Source organism: Propionibacterium acidifaciens (assembly GCF_003798325.1).
Taxonomy (GTDB): Bacteria; Actinomycetota; Actinomycetes; order Propionibacteriales; family Propionibacteriaceae; genus Propionibacterium; species Propionibacterium acidifaciens.
In genome coordinates, this window is the sequence record NZ_CP033719.1 from 2025318 (window position 1) to 2045327 (window position 20010).

Consider the following 20010-nt stretch of genomic DNA (forward strand, 5'->3'; position numbering starts at 1 on the left):
TTTAAACTGAGTATAGTTGTGAAAGATCGTATGGAACGGATTTTTTGGGAAAATGGCAAGGATGAGAGGAGCTGTAATTCAATAAAAATTTCTTTAACCTCGCGGTTGTGGGGTTCATACTTGGCTGAAGCGCCGATCGTCTTGAACTTGTGGGACTCTCTGCATCGAATGTTCGAGAGGCTGTACTCGTATGTGGAAGAAAGCGCTTGCTTGCCTGTGCTGACGGGATCGCGATGCACACGTTCTCACTTGAGAGGGGTTTTGCTTCCTCCTCGGTCTGCGGGTTTCTTCTTTCATGAAACGCTTGGCCATATGCTTGAAGCTGATGTCCGCGGCCTCTATCCTGGAGAAAATTTGATTGGCATGGATGAGCGCATAAACGTGATTGATGACGTCCGTGGCAATGAACACCTTATCGGTCTTGCTGAAGTCGACGATTTGGCTTGTACGATGTCTCCGGTCTCCTTGGTCGAACAAGGTCATGTTCGGCGGCTTATATCAATAGAGTACACGATGAACGGGAATTCTTCGTCAGATGGTTTTGCTAGAGCTTCAACTTGTTTTGAAAAGCCTGTTCCCAGGATGAGGGTGACTCAGGTCCTTCCGGTTTCGCCTTCTGATTCTGATACTCTCGATCTGGATGGCCATTGGTTTTCATTGGAGCATGCACTTCAAGGAAGTGTGACACCCGGAACGGGTGAATTCAAGATCATTGGTTCTGGATTTCATATGATGAATGGGGAGCGAATCGGCTTCAATGGGTCCATCATGATTACAGGGAGACTTGAGAATATCTTGAGAAAGCTTGTTCATATTGGTTCTGAAAGTTCGGTTTACGCAGCAGACTGCGGCAAGATGGGGCAGGCTGTTCGTGTCGGCTACGGGGCTCCTATGACGGCTCTCTCAGGAAGCACTCTCAAGTTGGCTGAACCGGGGGCAGAGAACTGATGAGTCATCGATTTGAGACACCTCGTTCCAAGAACCGATACCGGACCATCTCGGTCATCAATGAAATTAGTAAAACTACGCTCTATATGACGGACGACGTCAGGATCGATTCCCTCGAGGGATGCTACAAAAACCATGCAGACTATTTCAATGATTTCGTGTCGTTGAATTTTTGGGATGATTTGGAACCGCATGCAATTGAGGTGAACAGGGCGGTACCCAGTAGCCCGAAAGGGCTTGTCGTGTGGCCTCTTCCCAGTGCGAAAGAAAGTGAATGCACCAAGATTTCTAATCAGATTATAAAATTTTCCAACGATATTCGCAAGGGGCTTTCGAGAAAACTTGATGATGAGGTGAACATCTCCATCTCGATTGAGCGCAGAAGAACAAAAGCTGAAGTGGTGTCGTTCAGGTTTGGAACATCTGCTACTAGATATCGAGTCCAGGCGAATTGCTGTTTCGTTGACGTTTCCGCCTTTGCTCTGGCAAGACGTTCGTTTGCTCGACTGGGCGGAGTTCGCTCTCCGAGGAATTTTGTTGATGCTTTAGCTCGAATTTTGGATCAAGATGCCGGGTCATTGGTTCTGTCCGGGTTGGAGGGGTCCTTTGTGTGGGACGCCGGGGCATGGGCCACGATTGAGCGCGAATTTTGTCGGGCGCTTTGTCGGGACAGATTGATCGAAGGTAATTTTTTCGGTGCTTCAGAGATTGGGAAACGGAAGTTCTCGCGCGGCGTGGACTTGATTCCAAAAAAGAAATTCCTCGGAAGGGTGGATGACCAGGCTCTGCAGATCTCTGCTCGCTGTTGCCCAGTGCTTGATGGGGTTTACGAGGGGGCGCTGTTGTCTGTCGCTGAGGGCCTGCGCATGGGGATTGACTCGATTCCCGGCGGTCGTCTTGATTCAATGGGAAAGATATACTATCCGGATTCGTGCTTCCGATTCAGGGTTCCAGCCCACACCGACTGGGTTCCTGGCCGACGTACGATCAAGCGTTGTAAGGTCTGTATGGTTGATTGCGTCAGTCTGACTGGAGATCTGATTATCGATTGGGATGATGGCTTCCGTGTCCATACGGTGAAAGTGCGTGTCGACCTCCCACGACTCGTGTCGATGAGCAATTGTGTACAGCGTGGCGCCATCATGACCCATGATATTGAGCGTGTGATGTCGGAAGTGAGGTGAAGCTCGTCCGATTCTTCAGTGCACGGGGCTGCTGCTTCTGGTTCGTGTTCATGGGTGCGGTTGTGGAGGCCGGGCCCTTGGATTGTGCAGGGGTGTCCGTTGTGGTTGCGGTTCGGGGATGAGATTCGAGCCTCGCGGGGGATTGCGCAGTAGGATCAGGGCCGGTCGGGGACGCACCCGCTTCGTGGGCGATGGTCACGTGCTGTGGCCGGTCGCGCATGCCCAACGTGGTGAGCAGGCGCGCGATGCGGCTCTTCAGCGTGCCGTGCGGGATGACCGGCTCGCGCTCGGTCCCGGCGTCGTTCGGACCCGACCCGACGAGTCCGAGCACCTCGCGTTCGCGGGTCGTGATCCGCGGTGGTTCCCGCATCGGACCTGAGTTGGGCCTTTTTTGTGCCCCAGGATCTTGTCGATGAGGGTTGCGGTGGCGGGTCGATCCATCCTCCCATGGCGCGGGCAGGGCCAGACGAACAGCTGCGGGGACGCCCCCGGCATGTCCGCCGGTCCGCGTCTGGTGTGGGATCATGGGCGGCAACCCCCCACCCGGCAGGAGAAACGCATGACGACACCCCAGCAGCCGACTCCCCAGGAACGCTTCGAACGCGCCGTCGAGGGCATGCGCCGGCTCCCACCGACCGGCGCCGTCACCTTCCGCGGCGTCACGAGCCCGCAGGGCACCGCGGCCGGTGTCGTGGTGCCTCAGGGCATCACCGCCACCAGCAGAGACCTGGTCGTCGCCACTGCCGGGCTGACCAGTCCGGGCATCGCCGTCGTCTTCGCTCACACCGGACGGGACCTGGCGCCGGTGTCCGCGGTCCAAGAGGCCCAGGAGGTGGCCCTGCTGCCCGGTACGGTGCTGGCCGTCGGCCGGTTCATCCAGGTCGCCGGGATCGCCGTCGAGATCATCGAGGAACTCACCCGCACCGGCGACGAGCAGTGGGCCACCAGCCTCACCGACGATGCCATCGCGAAACTCGGAGCCACCGTGGCCACCACCCTCGCCAATGCGCAGGGCGTCCCGTGCCCCGTCGATGTCGGCTACTGCAGGCGGTTCGCCGCACCGCTCGCCTGAGGCTCTGAGGCCCTGAGGCTTGTTCAGGGCTCCGTGCAGAAGCGCAGTCACTCGTCGGCCGGGCGGCAGGGGCTGTGAACGGACTTCACCGGCAGGTGATGATCCGCCCGGACCTCGGTTTCCTCGCCGTCCGTGAAGGGCTGTGCAGAGCAGTTGTCGAAGGCAGCACCGTCAGCGGTCGGCACGCCGATCCGGCTGCCCATGCTTCGATCCGTGATTCCACTTCCTTCACGACGTTCGGGATGATCCATGTCGGGGGGCGCAGGACATCATGCCGACCACAGCTGGCCCAGCCACCGACACTCCTTGGCCGGCGACACTGGAGTGAAGTGGGTTTCTCGGACAGTGGTGAACGTCTGGTTCAGACTGTCTGATTGTGGCGTCTGGGTTCGGTGTCGATTTCGTTTGGTGTGCGGTAGTCGATCGCCGAGCGGGGGAGGGTTGTTCAAGACCCTGATTTGAGGGGTTGATTCTTTTGGCTGTTCTGCCGGTACGGGCGTGTCCTGGTGGGAGGCGGGGACCTGCCGCTGGGGCGATCGGGTCATCCAGCATCCCATGTTCTCAGGACGGGTTCTCGCATGGATCGTGCAACAGGCCCGCCGGCCGAGGCGATCGCAGTCCCCCACCAGGCCCTCGTCCACAATCACCCCCCCGTACCCCGCGGACCACTGGGCGGCCACCGGCACTGAGCCAGGCGGAAGAGATCGGGGCCGCGCCGGCCCACCTGCGGCGCGACCGCGCCCGAGCCGAGCCGGCCGAGTCGTTCGGGGCCGGTCGGGCCTCGTGCCGGCCGCAGACGACCCGGACCAGCCCCGGACCCTGGTCGTGGACGGCGCTCCCGTGCCGTGCCGGGACCGGAAGCACGAGCCGGGCCCGCACTCGGGCGGGCACCACCGGGCCGGGCCGGACCTCCAGGACGCCTGCACCCCGGCCGGAAGACCCGTACGGGTGCCCGACCCGGCCCCCGGGACCGCCCCACGACGCGAGAGCCCCTCAACTGACCGGTCTCCTCGACAATCCCCCGGACACGCCGCCACTGGGTTCTTGCTTCCGGGCGCGGGCGGGTTCCGCCGCGTTCTGGTTCCCGGCGGGCCCGGCCGGGACCGGGCGCATCCTGGTGGCCCGCCAGTCGGCCGGCCATTCCTGCACCGTTCTCTCCGTCCTCTCGGCCCGCTCGACCGTCTCTGCGATGATGCCCGCATCGATGCCACGGAGGCGTGCAGGACCGCCTCTGCCTTCATCCCGGCGAGCACGCGACTGTCGGAACGCTTCCTTCACCCGACCAGGACGGCGGTCTTCCTCCGGGGCGACCCCGACCCGCACGCCCCCACCGCATCCGAAACAGCACAGGGAACCCACGAAACACGGTCCCGATTCATGATGGTCATAGAACTCACTGCTGGGCATCGAATCCTCTCCACGAGGCTTTCTCGATTACTTGGCACGGGGAACCCCAGGACGGCATGGCGGCCTCAATGGCGGAAATGTCTGACTTTGTGTAGTCCGGTGGAGCTATCGTCATGCCTGGAACATCGAGAACGGCGAACTCGGCGTCCTCGGAGAGCACGGACAGCGACAGATCCCACATTGCAGAAATGAAAAATTCCACGTTGTTTCCGTGTTTCACGGTCGATGACCTTCCGATGGGAAATGCCCTAATTCCCTCTCGTCTGGACAGGTCACTGTGCCACGAAAGATCCCTTGTACCGCGAGCCACATACAATCCCGCTATCCCATCCTGAAACTGCAACGCAGTCCGGAATTCCAGTAGAACGCCGACGATTTGTCTCCGCGAGTCTATCAAGACGTCAAGAAATTCAGCCTCAAGCAGTGCGTCCTGAAACTCAAATGGATTTATATCAGTTATTATCGGTGCATCGATCGTAGATAGCTTCGTGGGATAAGTCAGCAGGTCACGAATTAGCATTTATGACTCACCTCATTTCTATGGCCGTCATGAAACAGGATCGTTTCTGGTTTCGCGGGGTGGGAGGTGCTCGGAGTCGTAGTCGAAGGCGCGGCCGGTGACGTGTGAGGCGAACGCGCCGAGGGTTTCTTCGGGGGTCTCGTGCTGAATGGTCGCGATGTCGTTCCTGGCCGTGTTCCGGACGTGCCCGGCCGGGTTGTGGTCGGGCGCGTACGGCGGCGGATGGATCGGTGTGATGCGTTCCAGCAGCCGGCCGGGCCCGTGGAGGCCGGTCAACGCTTTCGCGTGGTGGAATCGGGCGTCGTCCAGGACGACAGCGAGCCGGTCGGTCTTGGTTTCGCGTTGGAGTCGTTCCAGCGCGAGGATCGTCTGCCAGGTGTTCTGGTTCCCCTCGGTCGGGTACGGCGTGACTGTTCTGCTGGTCGGGGAGGGGGCGCCGAAGAAGGACTGGGACGTCCTCTGCCGGTCCACGGACCGCTCTGGTGCGCTGCCCCTCCGGGGGCTGCATGCGGCGGGTCCAGGCCTCGTGCTCGGGGCGGGCCTCAGTCTTGCGGTGTGGACCTCCCAGCCGGCGTCCAACAAGCTTTTGACTCGGGTCGTCGCCTCGGTCATGCGTCTGGTGATGGCTTTCTCGTCGCGGTGCTCGTCGAACGGGTCCGGGTAGCTCGGGGCTCGGCCCGCAGAAGCGCAGGAGCAGCCGGTACGAAGAATCCGCCTGGTACTCGACATCGAACAGGGTCTTCACGACGTCACGTATCGCCGGGACGTCCCAGAACTCGGCGTGGATGCCCGTCCGGGAGGGCGGCCGGGCGAGGATTTTCTTGAGTTCTTGCTTCCGGGCGCGGGCGGGTTCCGCCGCGTCCCGGTTCCCCGCATGGCCGGTCAGGACCGAGCACATCCTGGTGGCCTGCCACTCGGCCGGCCATTCCTGCACCGTCCTCTCGGCCCGCTCGACCAATTTTCGCGATGATGCTGGTGCTGACTCCTTCGGAGGCGTACAGGATCGCTTCTGCTTTCATCCGCGCCGGCACATGATTGTCGGGCCGCTTCTTCCATCTGATCAGGACGGCGGTTTCCTCCTGGGTGACCCCGACCCGCACGCCCCGATCGCATCCGAAACGGCACAGGAAATCCACGAAAATTACGGTTTCGTTTCATGTCAGCCATAGATTATAATCTATACCATTCTCCAACGGCGTCCAAGTCAAAATTTTCAATAAATTGTCTGACGGTTTCTATTATTACGTCTGCGCTTATGATAAAATCGCCAGTAAACGGTGTCATCTCTCCCATAACAGGCAGATCGATGATCTCGTCGGTCTTAAATATACCCGTACCCTTTAGAATTAATGATGTTTCAGCGTTGGGAAATGCTTGAATGACGCCCACTCTATCCATATAGCAAACACATAACGCGGGGTAATCGAATGAATGTCGAGATATCTCAACATATCCCTGCCCCTCTCTAATATTTGCTCTTAATTCATTTAAGTATTGCGAAGTCTCGACATCTCTACGTACCTGTGTGACGAACTCGTCTTTTTTGACATCTTCGACAACTGTCAGTTGACTGTCATTGCCCATATCTCCCCCAAGCTATTGCTATACAGCTAAAATGCATTATGTAAATATCCAGCATGTGAAACATAACTATTGATAAAACATCTACAGCTACCCCGACGCAAGAGTAATACTGGCTTCGTGATTGCTTGTTTCCCATCTCATGGAATTGGAGCGTTCTGGTTTTAGCCTGGCAAAAATTTCATGTTTGGGTAATGAAGAAGCTGAGTTTCTGCGGAGTTTGCCATAGGATAAGTTTATCGACTTTAGTGATCGGTGTGCAATTCCATCTCCTTATTTGTCCTGTGTTGACATTGTTTTATCTTGGCCATGGCTTTGGTTCTGATGAGTTTCCGATGAATGATGGTCCGCCATTGTGCCACCTGTTAGAAGGAGGGACTGTGCCGGCTGGGGGGACTACATCAAGCGCTGCCCCTTCGGGGAGCAGTGTTGGTAGTTGTGAATAACAATAGCCACAGGTGCCATTTGGATTATCATGGTACACGGTGGCAGATTGGACTTGTTGTTGTCGCATTATCATTGCCGCTTGACCTTCCACGTGTCCACTGGCTATATAGTTTGGAAGGGAAGGACGTCCTGAGGTGAGGGGGGTCAGTTCTCCATCAATATCTAAAACTCCTGCGGTTCTTCCAGGTTGCGATGCACTGTTGAGCATCTCGGCAATGGTATCTGAGCTTGTTCCTTGCGGAGTGGTTGGTGTAGGCTCGAAGTGTCCGAGGACGTTTTTCCCTGTGGTGGACAGCCCGTGGCCTGCTGCGCCGCTTGCGCCGCCGAGGAGTCCGCCTTCGACGGCTCCGGTGGCGGTGCTGGTGAGGAAGCCGCTCACTGTGTGGGGGCCGGGGCCGGTGAGGTAGCCGTAGCCTGATCCGCCGGCGCCGGACGCCGTACCGGACGCGGCGCCGGTCGTGATCGCGGTACGCAGCCCGGTGGCGCCGAGTTCGGTGGCGAGTCGGCCGCCACCCTTGAGGAGGGCACTGGCGGCGCCTCCGCCTGCGGCGCCGAGGAGGCCTGAGACGGCGACTTGTCCGTAGTCGACCTGGCCGGTGGTGGCGCGTTGGATGATCGTGTCGGCTCCGGCGCCGATGAGCATGCCGCCGAGGGGTCCGCCGACGCCGGTGGCCATGAGGACGCCGCCGGCGATGACCATGGCGCCGCCGATGAGGTAGTCCTTGTGGTCGGCGATCCAGCCGCCCAGGCCGCCGTGGTCGTGTTTGTAGGCCTCGAAGTCGGTGTCGGTGAGGGGTCTGAGGCCTGTCGGGTCGGTGAAGGCCAGTGGGTTGTTCGCCGCGTAGGAGTACGGGTTCGTGGCCCAGGGGGCCAGGGGCGGCTGGTCGAGGGGGTCGGGGGACAGGAACGAGAAGGTGGTGGGGTCGTGGACGCGGGCCCCGAGGATCTCCAGGCCGCCCAGGCCCACGGCGCCGCCGACGCCCAGCCGGGCTCCGTCGGTCTCGACAACCGGTGGCGGAGGCGCCCACGGGTCGTCCGCGCTGGTCGGGCGGGCGGGCCGCCAGCCGGTGCTGGTCAGGGTGCCGTCGATGGCGAGGGCCCGGGGCAGGCCGGTCACTGTGTGGGTGCCGAACCGGGTCAGTGCCGGTACGGGCCCGGACAGGTCCCAGGCCAGGTCGGTGTCGTCGATGCGGCGGGGCAGGCCGAGCCCGTCACGGCTGATCCGCCACGTGCGGGCGTCGTGCGGGGTCCGTCTCGTGACGGCCGTCAGGTGCCCGGACGGGGCCCACGAGTAGGACCAGTGCCCGTCGGGCCCGTCCTGGCCGGTACGGCGCCCGGCCGCGTCCCAGGTGTACAGGGTCCGCCCGTCGGGCCCGTCCGTGGACGCCAGCTGCCCGGCCGGGTCATAGCTGTAGAGGGTGGTCTCGGGCCTGGCGCCGGGCCGTTCAACGCTGCGGCGGGTCAGGTGGCCGGCCTTGTCCCAGGTGAAGGATTCACGCCGGCCGTCGGGCCCTTCGATCCTGGCCAGTTGTCCGGCCGGGTCGTAGCCGTACCGGACGGTCCCGTCGGGCCCGTCCACCGCTGTCACGCGTCCTGACTCGTCACGGCTGACCCGGCTGCTCGTGGTGACGCCGTTCTTGGTGCGCCTGTACGCGATGACGTGTCCTGTCTCGTCGCGGTCCCAGCGCTGGGTCAGGCCCGGCCCGTCCATCCCGGTCAGGCGCCCCGCCGTGTCACGGCGGACCGTCACCGGGCCGAACGCGGTGCCCTCCACCCGGACGAGAGCCCCGGCGTCGTCGTAGGCGTACCGGACCCGTTGCCCGTCCGGGCCGGTGAAAGCGGTGCAGGCCCCGTCCGGGTCCCACGACCACTCGCCCACGGTGCGCCCGCCACGGGCATGACGGGCCAGCCGGCCCAGTCGGTCGAAGACGAGCTCGTCGCGGGCCCCGCCCGGCCCCGTCACGCGAAGGACCCGCCGCCCGGGCCGGGTCAGCGCGCAACAGGTCTGGCCGGGCAGGCCTTCCCCGCCCGTGGCGACCCGTTCCAGGCGTCCGGCCTCGTCCCAGCCGAAGGCCAGGCGTTCCCCGGTGTCGTCGGTCTGCCACAGCTGGCGGCCAGCCGCGTCGTAGCCCGCCTGCGTGGTGCGTCCCAGCGGGTCGACGAGCGTCTCGACCCGGTCCGCGGCCGTGTACGTGCGCCGGGTCACATGGCCCAGCGGATCCGTGACCTGCACGAGTCGCCCGCACTCGTCGTAGTCGTACCGGGTGACCCCGCCCAGCGCGTTCGTCACCGCCGTCAGCTGGCCCGCCGGGTCGTAGCCGAACCGCACCAGGCCCCAGGCCGGTGACCGGACCGAGCGCACCCGGCCGGCCCGGTCATAGCCCCACGTGGTCTTCCCCCGCCCGGGGGCGGTCACCGTGGACAGCCGCCCGCACCGGTCGTAGGCGACCCGCACCCGCCCGCCGGGCCCGTCCTGGGCGATCAGACGCGAGGCCGCGTCATAGGCCATCGTCGTGCGTGCCCCGTCCGGGCCGATCACGGCCGACAGCCGTCCGCACCGGTCCCACTCGTACCGGGTGCTCCTGCCCGCCGGGGAGATCTCCTCCACCAGCCGGCCGGCCGCGTCGCGCATCAGCCGCGTCAACCCACCATCGGCGTCCAACGCCTCCACCGGCCGGCCGCACAGATCACGCACCACCACCCGCGCGTCAGGGCCATCCGGGCCGGCCCCACCCGGCGCGGGGGCACCCGTGCCGACAGTTTCTTCGAGGCTCATGCCCATAGGGACGGCCTCGCCCGGCGCGGGGGCACTGCTCACTGATACCGAGACCGGGCGTCCCAGCCCGTCCACGCCCACACGAGCCGTCCCCGACGCGTCCGACACCGTCACGGACCCGTCCGCGGCCCACGCCAGCCCCCTGCGCACCCCGGTCGGGTCCACCGTTGCGGCAACCATGCCATTGACGTCGTACTCGCGGCGCCACAGGCCGCCGGCCGGGTCCACCGTCTCGGTCAGCCGCGACAGCCCGTCATGGACGTACGACCATTCCCGCCCGTCCGGCAGCCGCACCCCGGCCAGGTTGCCCAGGTCGTCCCACTCCTGCTCCAGACGCCGCCCCAGCGGGTCGGTCGTGGCCTCCTCGACCCCGCCGGGCCCGTACTCGGTGACGGTGCGCCCGCCGTCCGGGTCCACCACCGCGGACAGTCTGCCGCCGGTCGTGTGCTCGTACCGCCAGAGCGCCCCGTCCGGGTCTTGGCGGGAGGCGAGCCGGCCGGCCTCGTCGTAGCGGTACTCGGTGCGGTGTCCCAGCGGGGTGATCGCCGCGACGACCCGGCCCGCCCCGTCACGGACCAGTCGGGCCGTGTCCCCGGCCGCGTTCGTCGTCGACACGAGGTCGCCGTGCCCGTCGTAACCCAGCCGCACCCGCACACCGGCCGGGTCAGTCGCCTCGGTCAGCAGGTTCTGGTCCCAGGTCAGGCGGGTCACCCCGCCCTCCGGATCCGTCACCGTCGACGGATTCCGGCCGGCCCCCTCGTACTCGTACGAAGTGACCGACGGCCCCGACCCACCGGCGCTGCTGGTGTTTCCATGGCTGCTGCTGGTGGTGTCGGTGACGGTGACCTGCACGACCCGGTCGGCCTCGTCCCATTCGTAGTCGGTGCGGGCGCCGGACGCCTCCTGGCGTGTGATCAGCCGGCCTCGCGCGTCGTACCGGCACACGGTGGTCCGGCCGTCGCGGCCGGTGATCTGGACTCGGTTGCCCCACTGGTCCCAGCCGATGGACTGGCGGTTCCCGTCCGCGTCCACCATCCCCACCAGGCGGCCGGTCTGGTCGTGGATCCAGGTGTTCGCCCGGCCCCCGTCCTCGTCGGCGACCTGTGTCACACCGCCGGGCAGGTAGGTGTAGTGGGAGAGGCGGCCGAACCGGGACCGCTGCGATGTCACCTGCCCGTGCTCGTTGTAGGTGTTGGCGGCCTCGACCACACCATCCGGGTCCGTGACGGTGGCGATGAGACCGGCCTCGTTCCACCCGTAGGTACGGGTTCCGCCGGCAGAAGCGGCTTCTGTGAGTCTGCCGGCCGGGTCGTAGCCGTAGTCGACGCGGCGTCCGTCGTTGGCGGTCAGGGCGGTGATCCGCGTGTGGTGGTCGTTCCATTCGATGGTGACGGCCCGTCCCCGCTCGTGGGTGAGGCCGACCAGCCGGTCCCCGTCCCACCGGTGATCCACCCTGGTGCCTGGGCCCCGGCTGACCGAGACGGGCCTGCCGGCGCGGTCGAACACCCACCGGCCACCGGCATTGTCCGACACCACGAACACCCCGGCACCACCAGCGGCGCCGGTGGTGGGGGCGTCGCCGGGGGTGGGGCCGGTGGTGTCGGTGGTGGTGTGGAGCCAGTAGGTGTCGTTGTGGGCCCGGTCCCAGCCGTTGCCGAGTCTCGGGAACACGACATGCCGGCCGGAGGGCTGTACCCACACCGCGCCGTCCTCGGTCACAAGCAGCCGTTGGTCGGCTGTGGAGGCCCAGCCGGGCCCGAACGCCCCGACACCGGCCGACAGGGAGTTGTACACGCGGTCGAACCCCAACGACGCGCACCCGCCGCTGAAGGCGAGGTCGGTCTCGGGTTCGATGAAGTTCCCGGTCGTCGTGTTGACCGGGTCGTCCGCATACCCCGACGTCTGCGGGTCGCCCTGGATGGTGGGGGCGGTCACGTCGACCGGCTGGCGGGACTGGGTCACGCCGGCGGCCTGCAAGGACGCGTCGAGGGCCGCGTCCGAGACCGCCGAGATGGCCCCGGAGCCGCCGGCGGCCTCGAACGCGGCCGCGACCGTGTCGACCCATCGGGTCTCGTTCGTGTTGTTCGCCCCGAACGCGGCCAGGGCGGTCGTGATCCCCGACGTGTCGATGCTGCACCACGAGCACCTGTCCGCGAAATCAGACAGCGCCCCGTCGAGGGTGCCCTTCTGGGTCGTGACCGTGTCGTTGGCGCCGGTCACGTTCGACGAGTACGTCCGCAGATCATCGGGCCGGGCCGAGGACACGCCCCCCGCCTGGCCCTGGGCCGGCTCGGACCACGTGGCCACGGTCGGGGCCTGCGCGTCAACCACCGGGGTCTCGGGCGGGCCCGCCGGCGGCTTGTCCAGGCCCAGATGGTCGTCGATCCAGCTCTTCGGGGCCCACTCGTCCTTCTGCCGGTCGGCCCACTCCTTGGCCTGGCGTCGGCGGTCGCGTTCCGACGCGGCCGCGTCCTTCATGGTCTGCACGTCCGCGGCCAGCGCGTCCAGGGCCGACGCGATGTTCGAGCAGTCATCGCAGGCCGCCCGGGCGTTCGCGTCGAACACGTCCGCGTAATGCCCCTCGAAATCCGTCGACGCCGTCGCCGCCCACGACGACCGCGAGGCCGCCTGCCCCGACAACGTCCCCGACAGCGCCGACGCCGCAGACCTCAACGCGTCAGCCACACCATCATCAAAAGCAACCGGCTCCTCATACGCACCGAGATCAACCACGACGACTCCTCGACCAAACCACAGGCCACAAGGGGGGCGGGCCCGACTCACAGATCAGTGAACCACCAAAGGACGAGGCGCGGAGAAGGTCCCGGAACCCGGGATGATTGATCTCTCAATTCGATATTCCGGGCAGTGCTTCGGACCCAAGAGCAGTGCCTCGGACGCGAGAAACGCGAGAAAGAGGTCCGCTCTGCGATCCTTGCGGGACTTCCCGCGGGAACCGCAGGGCAGTCGACCACCCGTCAGCAGCCCCACGGCACGGCCGCAGCCCCGGCCCCCGGCCGGGCGCGCGGCGTCCATGCGCTCCGGTCCCGTCACGAGTCCGTGCAAGGATGGACGCATGGCCCACGCGCACACCGAAGACCACTTCGACATCTGCATCATCGGCTCCGGGTCGGGCAACTCGATCGTCGACGAGCGGTTCGACGACCGGAGCATCGCCCTCGTCGACCGCGGCGTCGGCGAGGACCTCTGGTTCGGCGGCACCTGCCTGAACGTCGGCTGCATCCCCACGAAGATGATGGTCGTGCCCGCCACGATGGCCGCGGCCCCCGAGCACGCCCGGCGCCTCGGCGTGGACCTCCACCTGGATGGCGTCGACCTCGGAGCGCTCCAGCAGCGCGTCTTCGGGCGCACCGACGGCATCTCGCGGGCCGGCCTGGCCTGGCGCGAGTCCAACCGGAACGTCACCGTGCTGCGCGAGGCGGCGGCCTTCGTCGACGAGCACACCCTGCAGGTGGGCCACCGGACGATCACCGCCGACCAGTTCGTCATCGCCGCCGGCTCGCGCCCCCGCGCGCTGGCCGCGGCCGGCCTCGACGACCCCGACCTGGCCGGCATGATCCACACCTCCGAGACGATCCTGCGCGTCAGGCAGCTGCCCGACCGCCTCGTCGTCGTCGGCGGCGGTGTCGAGGCCATCGAGTTCGGCCACATCTTCGCCTCGCTCGGCTCCCGGGTCACCCTCGTCAACCGCTCCGACCGCCTGCTCCGCCGCATCGACGGGGAGATCGCCGCCCGCGCCACGCAGCTGGCCGCCGAGCACTTCGCGGTGCGCCTCAACCAGCGGCTCTCGTCCGTCGAACCCGCCGAGCGCGGCGGGCTGCTGCTGCGCTTCGTCGATCCGTCCGACACCGAGTACCGCTACAACACCGACGCCCTGCTCGTGGTCACCGGGCGCGTGCCGAACGGCGACCAGCTGGCCGTCGATCGCGCCGGCGTCGACGTCGACGAGGCCGGCTTCGTCGTCGTCGACGAGCACCAGCGCACCAGCCGGGAGCACATCTGGGCACTCGGCGACGTCTGCGACCACCACCTGCTCAAGCACGTCGCCAATGCGCAGGCCCGCGTCGTCCAGCACAACCTGCTGCACCCCGACGAGCCGATCGCCCGTCCCGCCGAGCCCGTCCCGCAGGCCATCTTCGGCCAGCCGCCCGTCCTGACCGTCGGCGCCACCGAGGAGGCGCTGCGCGAGGCCGGCACCGAGTACGTCAAGGTCGTCCAGCCCTACGACACGGTCGCCTACGGCTGGGCCCTCGACGACAGGACGAGCTTCGTGAAGCTGCTCGTCGACCCGGCGACGCGCCTGCTGCTCGGCGCCGGCGTCATCGGCCCCGAGGCCCCCGAGCTCGGTCAGCTGCTCGTCGCCGCGATGAGCTTCGGCATCGACGTGGGGACGATGGCCCGCGGCCAGTACTGGGCGCACCCCGAGCTCGCCGAGGTCGTCGAGAACGCCCTGCTCGCCGCGGCCGCCGAGTGCGAGGGGGCGCGGTGAGGGCCGGCGGGACGACGGGAGCAGTGCGCCGCCGCGGGCGCGTCGCGACCGGTCTCGTCGGCGCGGCCCTGCTCGCCATGACCACCGCCGGCTGCGCGATGGGCCCCTGGGGCTCGGGCGGCGGCGAACCGTCCCCGAGCGGGACGGCCGGGACGCCGGAGAAGACCAGGAGCACCAGCGCTCCGCCGTCGGCCATCAGCTCGGGCGCCGCCTCGCCCGACGCGGCCTGCTCGGCCAAGGCGGCCTCGATGAGCCTGTCCGCCCAGGTGCAGACGCTCTACATGGGCGCCATCACCCAGCGCACCCCGAGCGTCGCCGCCGGCGAGCTCGGCCAGCAGATGGTCGGCTCGGTCATCCTCATGACCGAGCCCGGCTCGCTGGACGCCGACGATGCCGCCGCGCTCACCGGGGCCCTGCGTGAACAGGACTCGGAGGCCCTCATCGCCGCCGACCAGGAGGGCGGCGAGGTCACCCGCCTGAGCGGCAGCGGCTTCACCCCGATCCCGTCGGCCGAGGAGCAGGCCGGCCGGCCCGCCGACCGGATCACGAGCGACTGGACCACGTGGGCCGGCGAGCTCGAGCGGGCCGGCGTCGACCTCGACCTGGCGCCGGTCGCCGACGTCGTCACGGCCGACATGAGCACCCGGAACCAGCCGATCGGCCAGCTCGGTCGCGGCTACGGCCAGACGGCCTCCGACGTCACGACGAACGCGGGCGCCGTCATCGCGGGCATGCACGCCGCGGGCGTCACCACGAGCATCAAGCACTTCCCGGGTCTCGGCGACGTGACCGCCAACACCGACGAGGCGGTCGCCGTCGACACCACGACGAGAGCCGACAGCGACACGGTCGGCGTCTTCGCCGCCCTGTCGGGCAGTACGGACACGATCATGGTGGGCTCGGCGATCTACCGGCAGATCGACCCCGACAACCCGGCGCTGTTCTCGTCCGCGATCGTCACCGACCTGCTGCGCGACCGGCTCGGCTACGGCGGCGTCATCGTCTCCGACGATCTCGGCGCCGCGGCCGCCCTCGACGCGTACGACGTCGCCGGACGCGGCACGCGCTTCCTGCGCGCCGGCGGCGACCTGGCCCTCGACGTCGACCCGTCCACCGTCAACGAGATGGTGCGGAACACCCTCGAGGCGGCCCGGTCCGACCAGGATTTCGCCACGCAGATCACCGACAAGGCCGCGCGCGTGCTGACCCTGAAGCAGCGGGCGGGCGTCGTGAGCTGCGGCTGAGCGTCCCGCCCCGCCGCGGCCGAGCGCCTTCCCGCCCGGCCAGGGCCCTGCCCCGACGCGCTCCACGCGTCCTGGCGGTTCCCCCGGTTCCCCGGCGCGGCAGTGGGGCTCGCCGGGTTTCTCGTCGGCTCCCGAGACCGTGCCGACGCCCGGGACGGTCTCGGGAGCGCATGAGCGGGGCGGGGACGGGGGACCGGTGCGGCTCGGGACCCGGCGGAACGACCAGGGCCGCGGGCCCCGCCCCGCGGGGCTGCCCGTCGACTTCTCGCACTTCTCGCCCCTTGCACGATCCGCCCCACTCACTCGGCGTGCCCAGCCCCGGGGGCGGGCCGCGCCCGACGGCCCCTGCGCGGGCCCCCGCCTCGCGGGGGTCCGCCGCGGCTGCTACCGTGCACGGTGACACGGGGTGCCCCGATGGCTGAGATCACACCCGTCGAACCTGTCCAGTTAGCACTGACGAAGGGATGTCGCCATGATCGACCACGCAACCGCCCGCACCGTGCTCGACAGGCTGAGGTCCGCCCCGCCCCTGGTCGGGTGCATCACCAACTCGGTCGTCACCAACTTCACCGCCAACGTCCTGCTCGCCCTCGGCGCGGCGCCCGCCATGGTCGACATCATCGGCGAGGCCGGGCCGTTCGCCGCCACGGCCGACGGACAGCTCATCAACGTCGGCACGCCCACCCCCGAGCAGCGCGGCGCCTCCATGGACGCCGCCGTGGCCGCCCGCCGGGCCGGCACCCCGTGGGTCCTCGACCCGGTGGCCGTCGGCACGCTCGTGCAGCGCACGGCGCTGGCCCACCGGCTCATCGCCCAACGGCCGACGGCCGTGCGCGGCAACGCCTCCGAGATCATCGCCCTGGCCGGCTCCGGAACGGGGGGACGAGGGGTCGAGAGCGCCGACGACGTCGAGTCCGCGCTCGACGCCGCCCGCTCCCTCGCCGAACGCTTCGGCCCCGTCGTGGCCGTCTCCGGCCCCGTCGACGCGATCGTCTCGTCCGACCGCGTCGTCCGCGTCGGCGGCGGCTCGGCGATGCTCACCCGCGTCACCGGCGGCGGCTGCGCCCTCGGCGCCGTCCTCGCCGCCTTCCTCGCGGCCGGACGGGCCGTCGGCGTCGACGCGCTCGAGGCGGTCGCCGCCGCGCACGTCGTCTACTCGGCGGCGGCGGAGATCGCCGAGAGGAGCTCCTCGGGGCCGGGCTCCTTCCAGCCCGCCTTCCTCGACGCCCTGGCCTCCGTGGACGGCGCCGAGCTCGAGAGGATCCCGCTGTCATGAGGCCCGCACCCGACCTGAGCCTGTACCTGGTCACCGACGAGGCCCAGTGCGCCGGCGCCGGGCGCAGCGTCCTGGAGACCGTCGTCGCGGCGGTCGACGGCGGCGCCACCTGCGTGCAGCTGCGCGCCAAGGACGCCGACGGCGGCCCCTTCCTGCGGCAGGTCATCGAGGTCTGCCGCGCCGTCGGCTCGCGCGTGCCCGTCCTCGTCAACGACCGCGTCGACGTCTTCCTGGCCGCCCGCGAGCTCGGGGCGCGCGTCGCGGGCGTCCACGTCGGCCAGTCCGACCTGCCCGCGCTCCTCGTGCGCGCCCTCATCGGCGACGGCGCCTTCCTCGGCCTGTCGGCCAGCACCGACGCCCAGGTCATCGCGGCGCAGGACGAGGGCGCCTGCGACCACCTCGGCATCGGCACCGTGCGCGAGACCGCGACCAAGACCGACGCGCCCGGCGGGCTCGGCGTCGCCGGCGTGGCCCGTGCCGCGTCCCTCGTCGAGCTGCCCGCCGTGGCCATCGGCGGCGTCAAGGCGCCCGACATGGCCCCGCTGGCCGCCGCCGGCCTCGCCGGGGGCGCCGTCGTCTCGGCGATCTGCTGCGCGCCCGACCCCCGTCGGGCCGCGGCCGAGCTCCTCGCCGCCTGGCGGGAGGGGCTGCGATGACCGTCACCGCCCTGTCCATCGCGGGCTCCGACCCCAGCGGAGGGGCCGGGATCCAGGCCGACCTGAAGTCCTTCAGCGCCAACGGCGCCTACGGCATGTGCGTCATCACCGCCCTGACCGCCCAGTCGACCCTCGGCGTCACCGGCGTGCACGCCGTGCCCGTCGACTTCGTGCGCGCCCAGCTCGACACCCTCCTGGACGACATCGCACCCGACGCCACGAAGATCGGGATGCTCGCCACCGCCGGACTGGCCCGTGCCGTCGGCGACTACCTGCCCCGGCTGACCGGCACCGTCCTCGACCCCGTCATGGTCGCCACGAGCGGCGACGCCCTCCTCGACGAGGACGCGGTCGACGAGGTGCGCCGCCTGTGCACGGTCGCCGAGCTCATCACCCCGAACCTTCCCGAGACCGCCGTCCTGCTCGGCGCCGACCCGGCGACCGGCATCGACGAGCTCGTCGACCAGGCCCGCGCCCTGCGCGGCCTCGGCGTGCGGCGCGCGCTCGTCAAGGGCGGCCACCTCGACGAGGAGGCGACCGACGTCTACGTCGACGAGGACGGCCCGGTGCTGCTGCGCGGCCGACGCATCGACACGGGCAACACCCATGGCACCGGCTGCACGCTGTCCTCGGCCATCGCCGCGCTGCGACCCCGCCACGACGGCTGGCTCGGCGCCGTGCGCGCCGCGAAGGCCTACCTGAACGACGCCATCGCAGCGGCCGATGCGCTGGGCGTCGGGCACGGGCACGGCCCCGTGCACCACTTCCACGCGTACTGGCCGCAGGAGGACCGATGAGCTTCACCGAACGCCTCTGGGCGCGCATCGCGCCGATCCGGGCCGCCATCGACGAGCTGCCGTTCCTCGGGGCCCTGGCCGACGGCTCCCTGCCGCGCGAGCGCTTCGACCACTACCTGCGCCAGGACGCGCTCTACCTGGGCCAGTACGCCCGCGTCCTGGCCCGGGTCGCCTCCCTGGCGGACGATCCCGACGAGCTCGTCTTCTGGGCCGAGAGGGCCCGCGACTCGATCGTCGTGGAACGCGCCCTGCACGCCCGGCACGTCGACGTCATGGCGGACGCCGTCGCCTCGCCCAGCTGCGCGGCCTACACCTCGTTCCTCCTGGCGCAGTCCCGCGGCGAGTACGGGGTGGCCGCCACGTCGGTGCTGCCGTGCTTCTGGATCTACCAGGACGTCGGCGAGCGGATCCTCGCCGCGGCCGGAGACCTGACGAACCACCCGTACGGGGACTGGATCGGCACCTACGCCGACCCGGCCTTCGCCGAGCAGACGCTGCGGGTGCGCGCCATCGTCGACCGCGTCGCCGAGCAGGGCGACGGGTCGCTGCGCGGACGCATGGCCTCGGCGGGCGAGCAGGCCGGCCGCTACGAGTGGATGTTCTGGGACGCCGCCTGGCGGATGGAGGCCTGGCCGGTCTGACGGAGGTCTGGCCGGTCCGAGCGGTCCCGCCCGGTTCTCGTCCCGCCGTCCCACCTCACTTCTGCGCCGACACCCGGGTCGTGTCCGAGGTGGGAGCACCTGGGTGAGGTGGGAGCGGAGTGATACTGGGTCGGGCGGGGAGCGGGGCGGCCGCTCGGAAACGGCCCGTGGTTCAGAAGCGGCCGGTGATGTAGTCCTCGGTCTGCTGGTGACGGGGGTTCGAGAAGACCGTCGCCGTGTCGTCGTACTCGACCAGGCGCCCCGGCGTGCCGGGGCCGTCGGTGCTGAAGAACGCCGTGCGTTCGCTGATCCGCGCCGCCTGCTGCATGTTGTGGGTGACGACGACCACCGTGCGGTCCTCGCGCAGCCGCCCGATGAGCTCCTCGATGGTCAGCGTCGAGAGGGGGTCGAGGGCCGAGCAGGGCTCGTCCAGGAGGAGCACCTCGGGCTCGACGGCGACGGCGCGGGCGATGCACAGCCGGCGCTGCTGGCCGCCCGACAGACTCGTCGCGGGCTCGTCCAGCCGTCGGCTGAGCTCCTCCCACAGGTTCGTGCTGCGCAGGCACGACTCGACGAGGGCGTCGGCCTCGCCGCGCCCGATGCGGCGGCCGGCCAGGCGCACGCCGGCCAGCACGTTGTCGCGGATCGACATGGTGGGGAAGGGCCTCGGCTGCTGGTGGACCATGCCGACGACGCGGCGCACCCGCACCGGGTCGACCGCCGACCCGTGGATGGCGGTGCCGTCGATGAAGACGCGCCCCTCGACGCGGGAGCCCGGGATGAGCTCGAGCGTCCGATTCATGGCGCGCAGCATCGTCGACTTGCCGCACCCCGAGGGGCCGATGAAGGCGGTCACCGTGCGCGGCTCGATCGTCATGCTCACGTCCTGCACGGCGGTCAGCGCCCCGTAGCGGACGCTCAGATGCCTCAGTTCAACGCGTCTGGCCATCA

15 protein-coding genes and 1 riboswitch are annotated in these 20010 nt (G+C 67.9%); of the genes, 9 read left to right on the top strand and 6 right to left on the bottom strand.

The annotated features are described in order from the left end of the window. The first annotated feature begins 312 nt into the window (after nucleotides 1–312). From EGX94_RS08585 to EGX94_RS08595, 3 genes are all read left to right on the top strand, one after another. Nucleotides 313–948 (top strand): metallopeptidase TldD-related protein, encoded by a 636-nt coding sequence (locus EGX94_RS08585; protein WP_123826193.1) that lies wholly within the window; start codon nucleotides 313–315, stop codon nucleotides 946–948. After that, nucleotides 948–2132 (top strand): hypothetical protein, encoded by a 1185-nt coding sequence (locus EGX94_RS08590; protein WP_021798078.1) that lies wholly within the window; start codon nucleotides 948–950, stop codon nucleotides 2130–2132. The genes EGX94_RS08585 and EGX94_RS08590 overlap by 1 nt, the downstream gene beginning before the upstream one ends. A gap of 559 nt (nucleotides 2133–2691) precedes the next feature. Then, the gene (locus EGX94_RS08595; protein WP_021798071.1) at nucleotides 2692–3204 is read left to right on the top strand and encodes a hypothetical protein; all 513 of its coding nucleotides are present in this window, start codon (nucleotides 2692–2694) and stop codon (nucleotides 3202–3204) included. A gap of 47 nt (nucleotides 3205–3251) precedes the next feature. Here the strand turns inward: EGX94_RS08595 and EGX94_RS13450 are convergent, their stop codons facing one another. The 5 genes from EGX94_RS13450 to EGX94_RS08625 form a co-directional block, all read right to left on the bottom strand. Next, a complete protein-coding gene (locus EGX94_RS13450) occupies nucleotides 3252–3407 on the bottom strand; it encodes a hypothetical protein (protein ID WP_155945033.1) in 156 nt (51 codons plus the stop codon). A gap of 1190 nt (nucleotides 3408–4597) precedes the next feature. Continuing rightward, nucleotides 4598–5131 carry a hypothetical protein gene (locus EGX94_RS08605; protein WP_123826197.1) on the bottom strand — a complete coding sequence of 178 codons (534 nt, stop codon included), beginning with the start codon at nucleotides 5129–5131 and terminating at the stop codon, nucleotides 4598–4600. Between the two features lie 27 nt (nucleotides 5132–5158). Further along, a complete protein-coding gene (locus EGX94_RS08610) occupies nucleotides 5159–5860 on the bottom strand; it encodes a transposase (protein WP_021798730.1) in 702 nt (233 codons plus the stop codon). 441 nt (nucleotides 5861–6301) lie between these two features. Further along, entirely contained in the window at nucleotides 6302–6715 is a 414-nt protein-coding gene (locus EGX94_RS08620; protein ID WP_021798737.1) for a hypothetical protein, read from the bottom strand. A gap of 295 nt (nucleotides 6716–7010) precedes the next feature. Continuing rightward, complete coding sequence (locus EGX94_RS08625; protein WP_021798742.1) at nucleotides 7011–12668, bottom strand: DUF6531 domain-containing protein; 5658 nt, start codon at nucleotides 12666–12668, stop codon at nucleotides 7011–7013. Nucleotides 12669–13011: 343 nt separating this feature from the next. On the opposite strand from EGX94_RS08625, the gene EGX94_RS08630 reads away from it, so the two are divergent. The 6 genes from EGX94_RS08630 to EGX94_RS08655 all read left to right on the top strand — a co-directional run bounded on the left by EGX94_RS08630 (nucleotide 13012) and on the right by EGX94_RS08655 (nucleotide 19059). Next, nucleotides 13012–14445 (top strand): mycothione reductase, encoded by a 1434-nt coding sequence (locus EGX94_RS08630; protein ID WP_021798740.1) that lies wholly within the window; start codon nucleotides 13012–13014, stop codon nucleotides 14443–14445. Continuing rightward, nucleotides 14442–15689 (top strand): glycoside hydrolase family 3 N-terminal domain-containing protein, encoded by a 1248-nt coding sequence (locus tag EGX94_RS08635; protein WP_021798739.1) that lies wholly within the window; start codon nucleotides 14442–14444, stop codon nucleotides 15687–15689. The genes EGX94_RS08630 and EGX94_RS08635 overlap by 4 nt, the downstream gene beginning before the upstream one ends. A 392-nt stretch (nucleotides 15690–16081) precedes the next feature. Next, nucleotides 16082–16171: riboswitch (TPP riboswitch) on the top strand. After that, nucleotides 16162–16965 carry a hydroxyethylthiazole kinase gene (thiM, locus tag EGX94_RS08640; protein ID WP_043123246.1) on the top strand — a complete coding sequence of 268 codons (804 nt, stop codon included), beginning with the start codon at nucleotides 16162–16164 and terminating at the stop codon, nucleotides 16963–16965. Its footprint overlaps the riboswitch before it by 10 nt. Further along, nucleotides 16962–17621 (top strand): thiamine phosphate synthase, encoded by a 660-nt coding sequence (gene thiE, locus EGX94_RS08645; RefSeq protein ID WP_021798729.1) that lies wholly within the window; start codon nucleotides 16962–16964, stop codon nucleotides 17619–17621. Before thiM ends, thiE begins: the two co-directional genes overlap by 4 nt. After that, the gene (gene thiD / locus EGX94_RS08650) at nucleotides 17618–18418 is read left to right on the top strand and encodes a bifunctional hydroxymethylpyrimidine kinase/phosphomethylpyrimidine kinase (RefSeq protein ID WP_021798732.1); all 801 of its coding nucleotides are present in this window, start codon (nucleotides 17618–17620) and stop codon (nucleotides 18416–18418) included. The genes thiE and thiD overlap by 4 nt, the downstream gene beginning before the upstream one ends. Next, complete coding sequence (locus EGX94_RS08655) at nucleotides 18415–19059, top strand: TenA family protein (protein WP_021798743.1); 645 nt, start codon at nucleotides 18415–18417, stop codon at nucleotides 19057–19059. Before thiD ends, EGX94_RS08655 begins: the two co-directional genes overlap by 4 nt. A 172-nt stretch (nucleotides 19060–19231) precedes the next feature. Here the strand turns inward: EGX94_RS08655 and EGX94_RS08660 are convergent, their stop codons facing one another. After that, nucleotides 19232–20008 carry a phosphate ABC transporter ATP-binding protein gene (locus EGX94_RS08660; RefSeq protein WP_021798734.1) on the bottom strand — a complete coding sequence of 259 codons (777 nt, stop codon included), beginning with the start codon at nucleotides 20006–20008 and terminating at the stop codon, nucleotides 19232–19234. Nucleotides 20009–20010 lie beyond the last annotated feature (2 nt).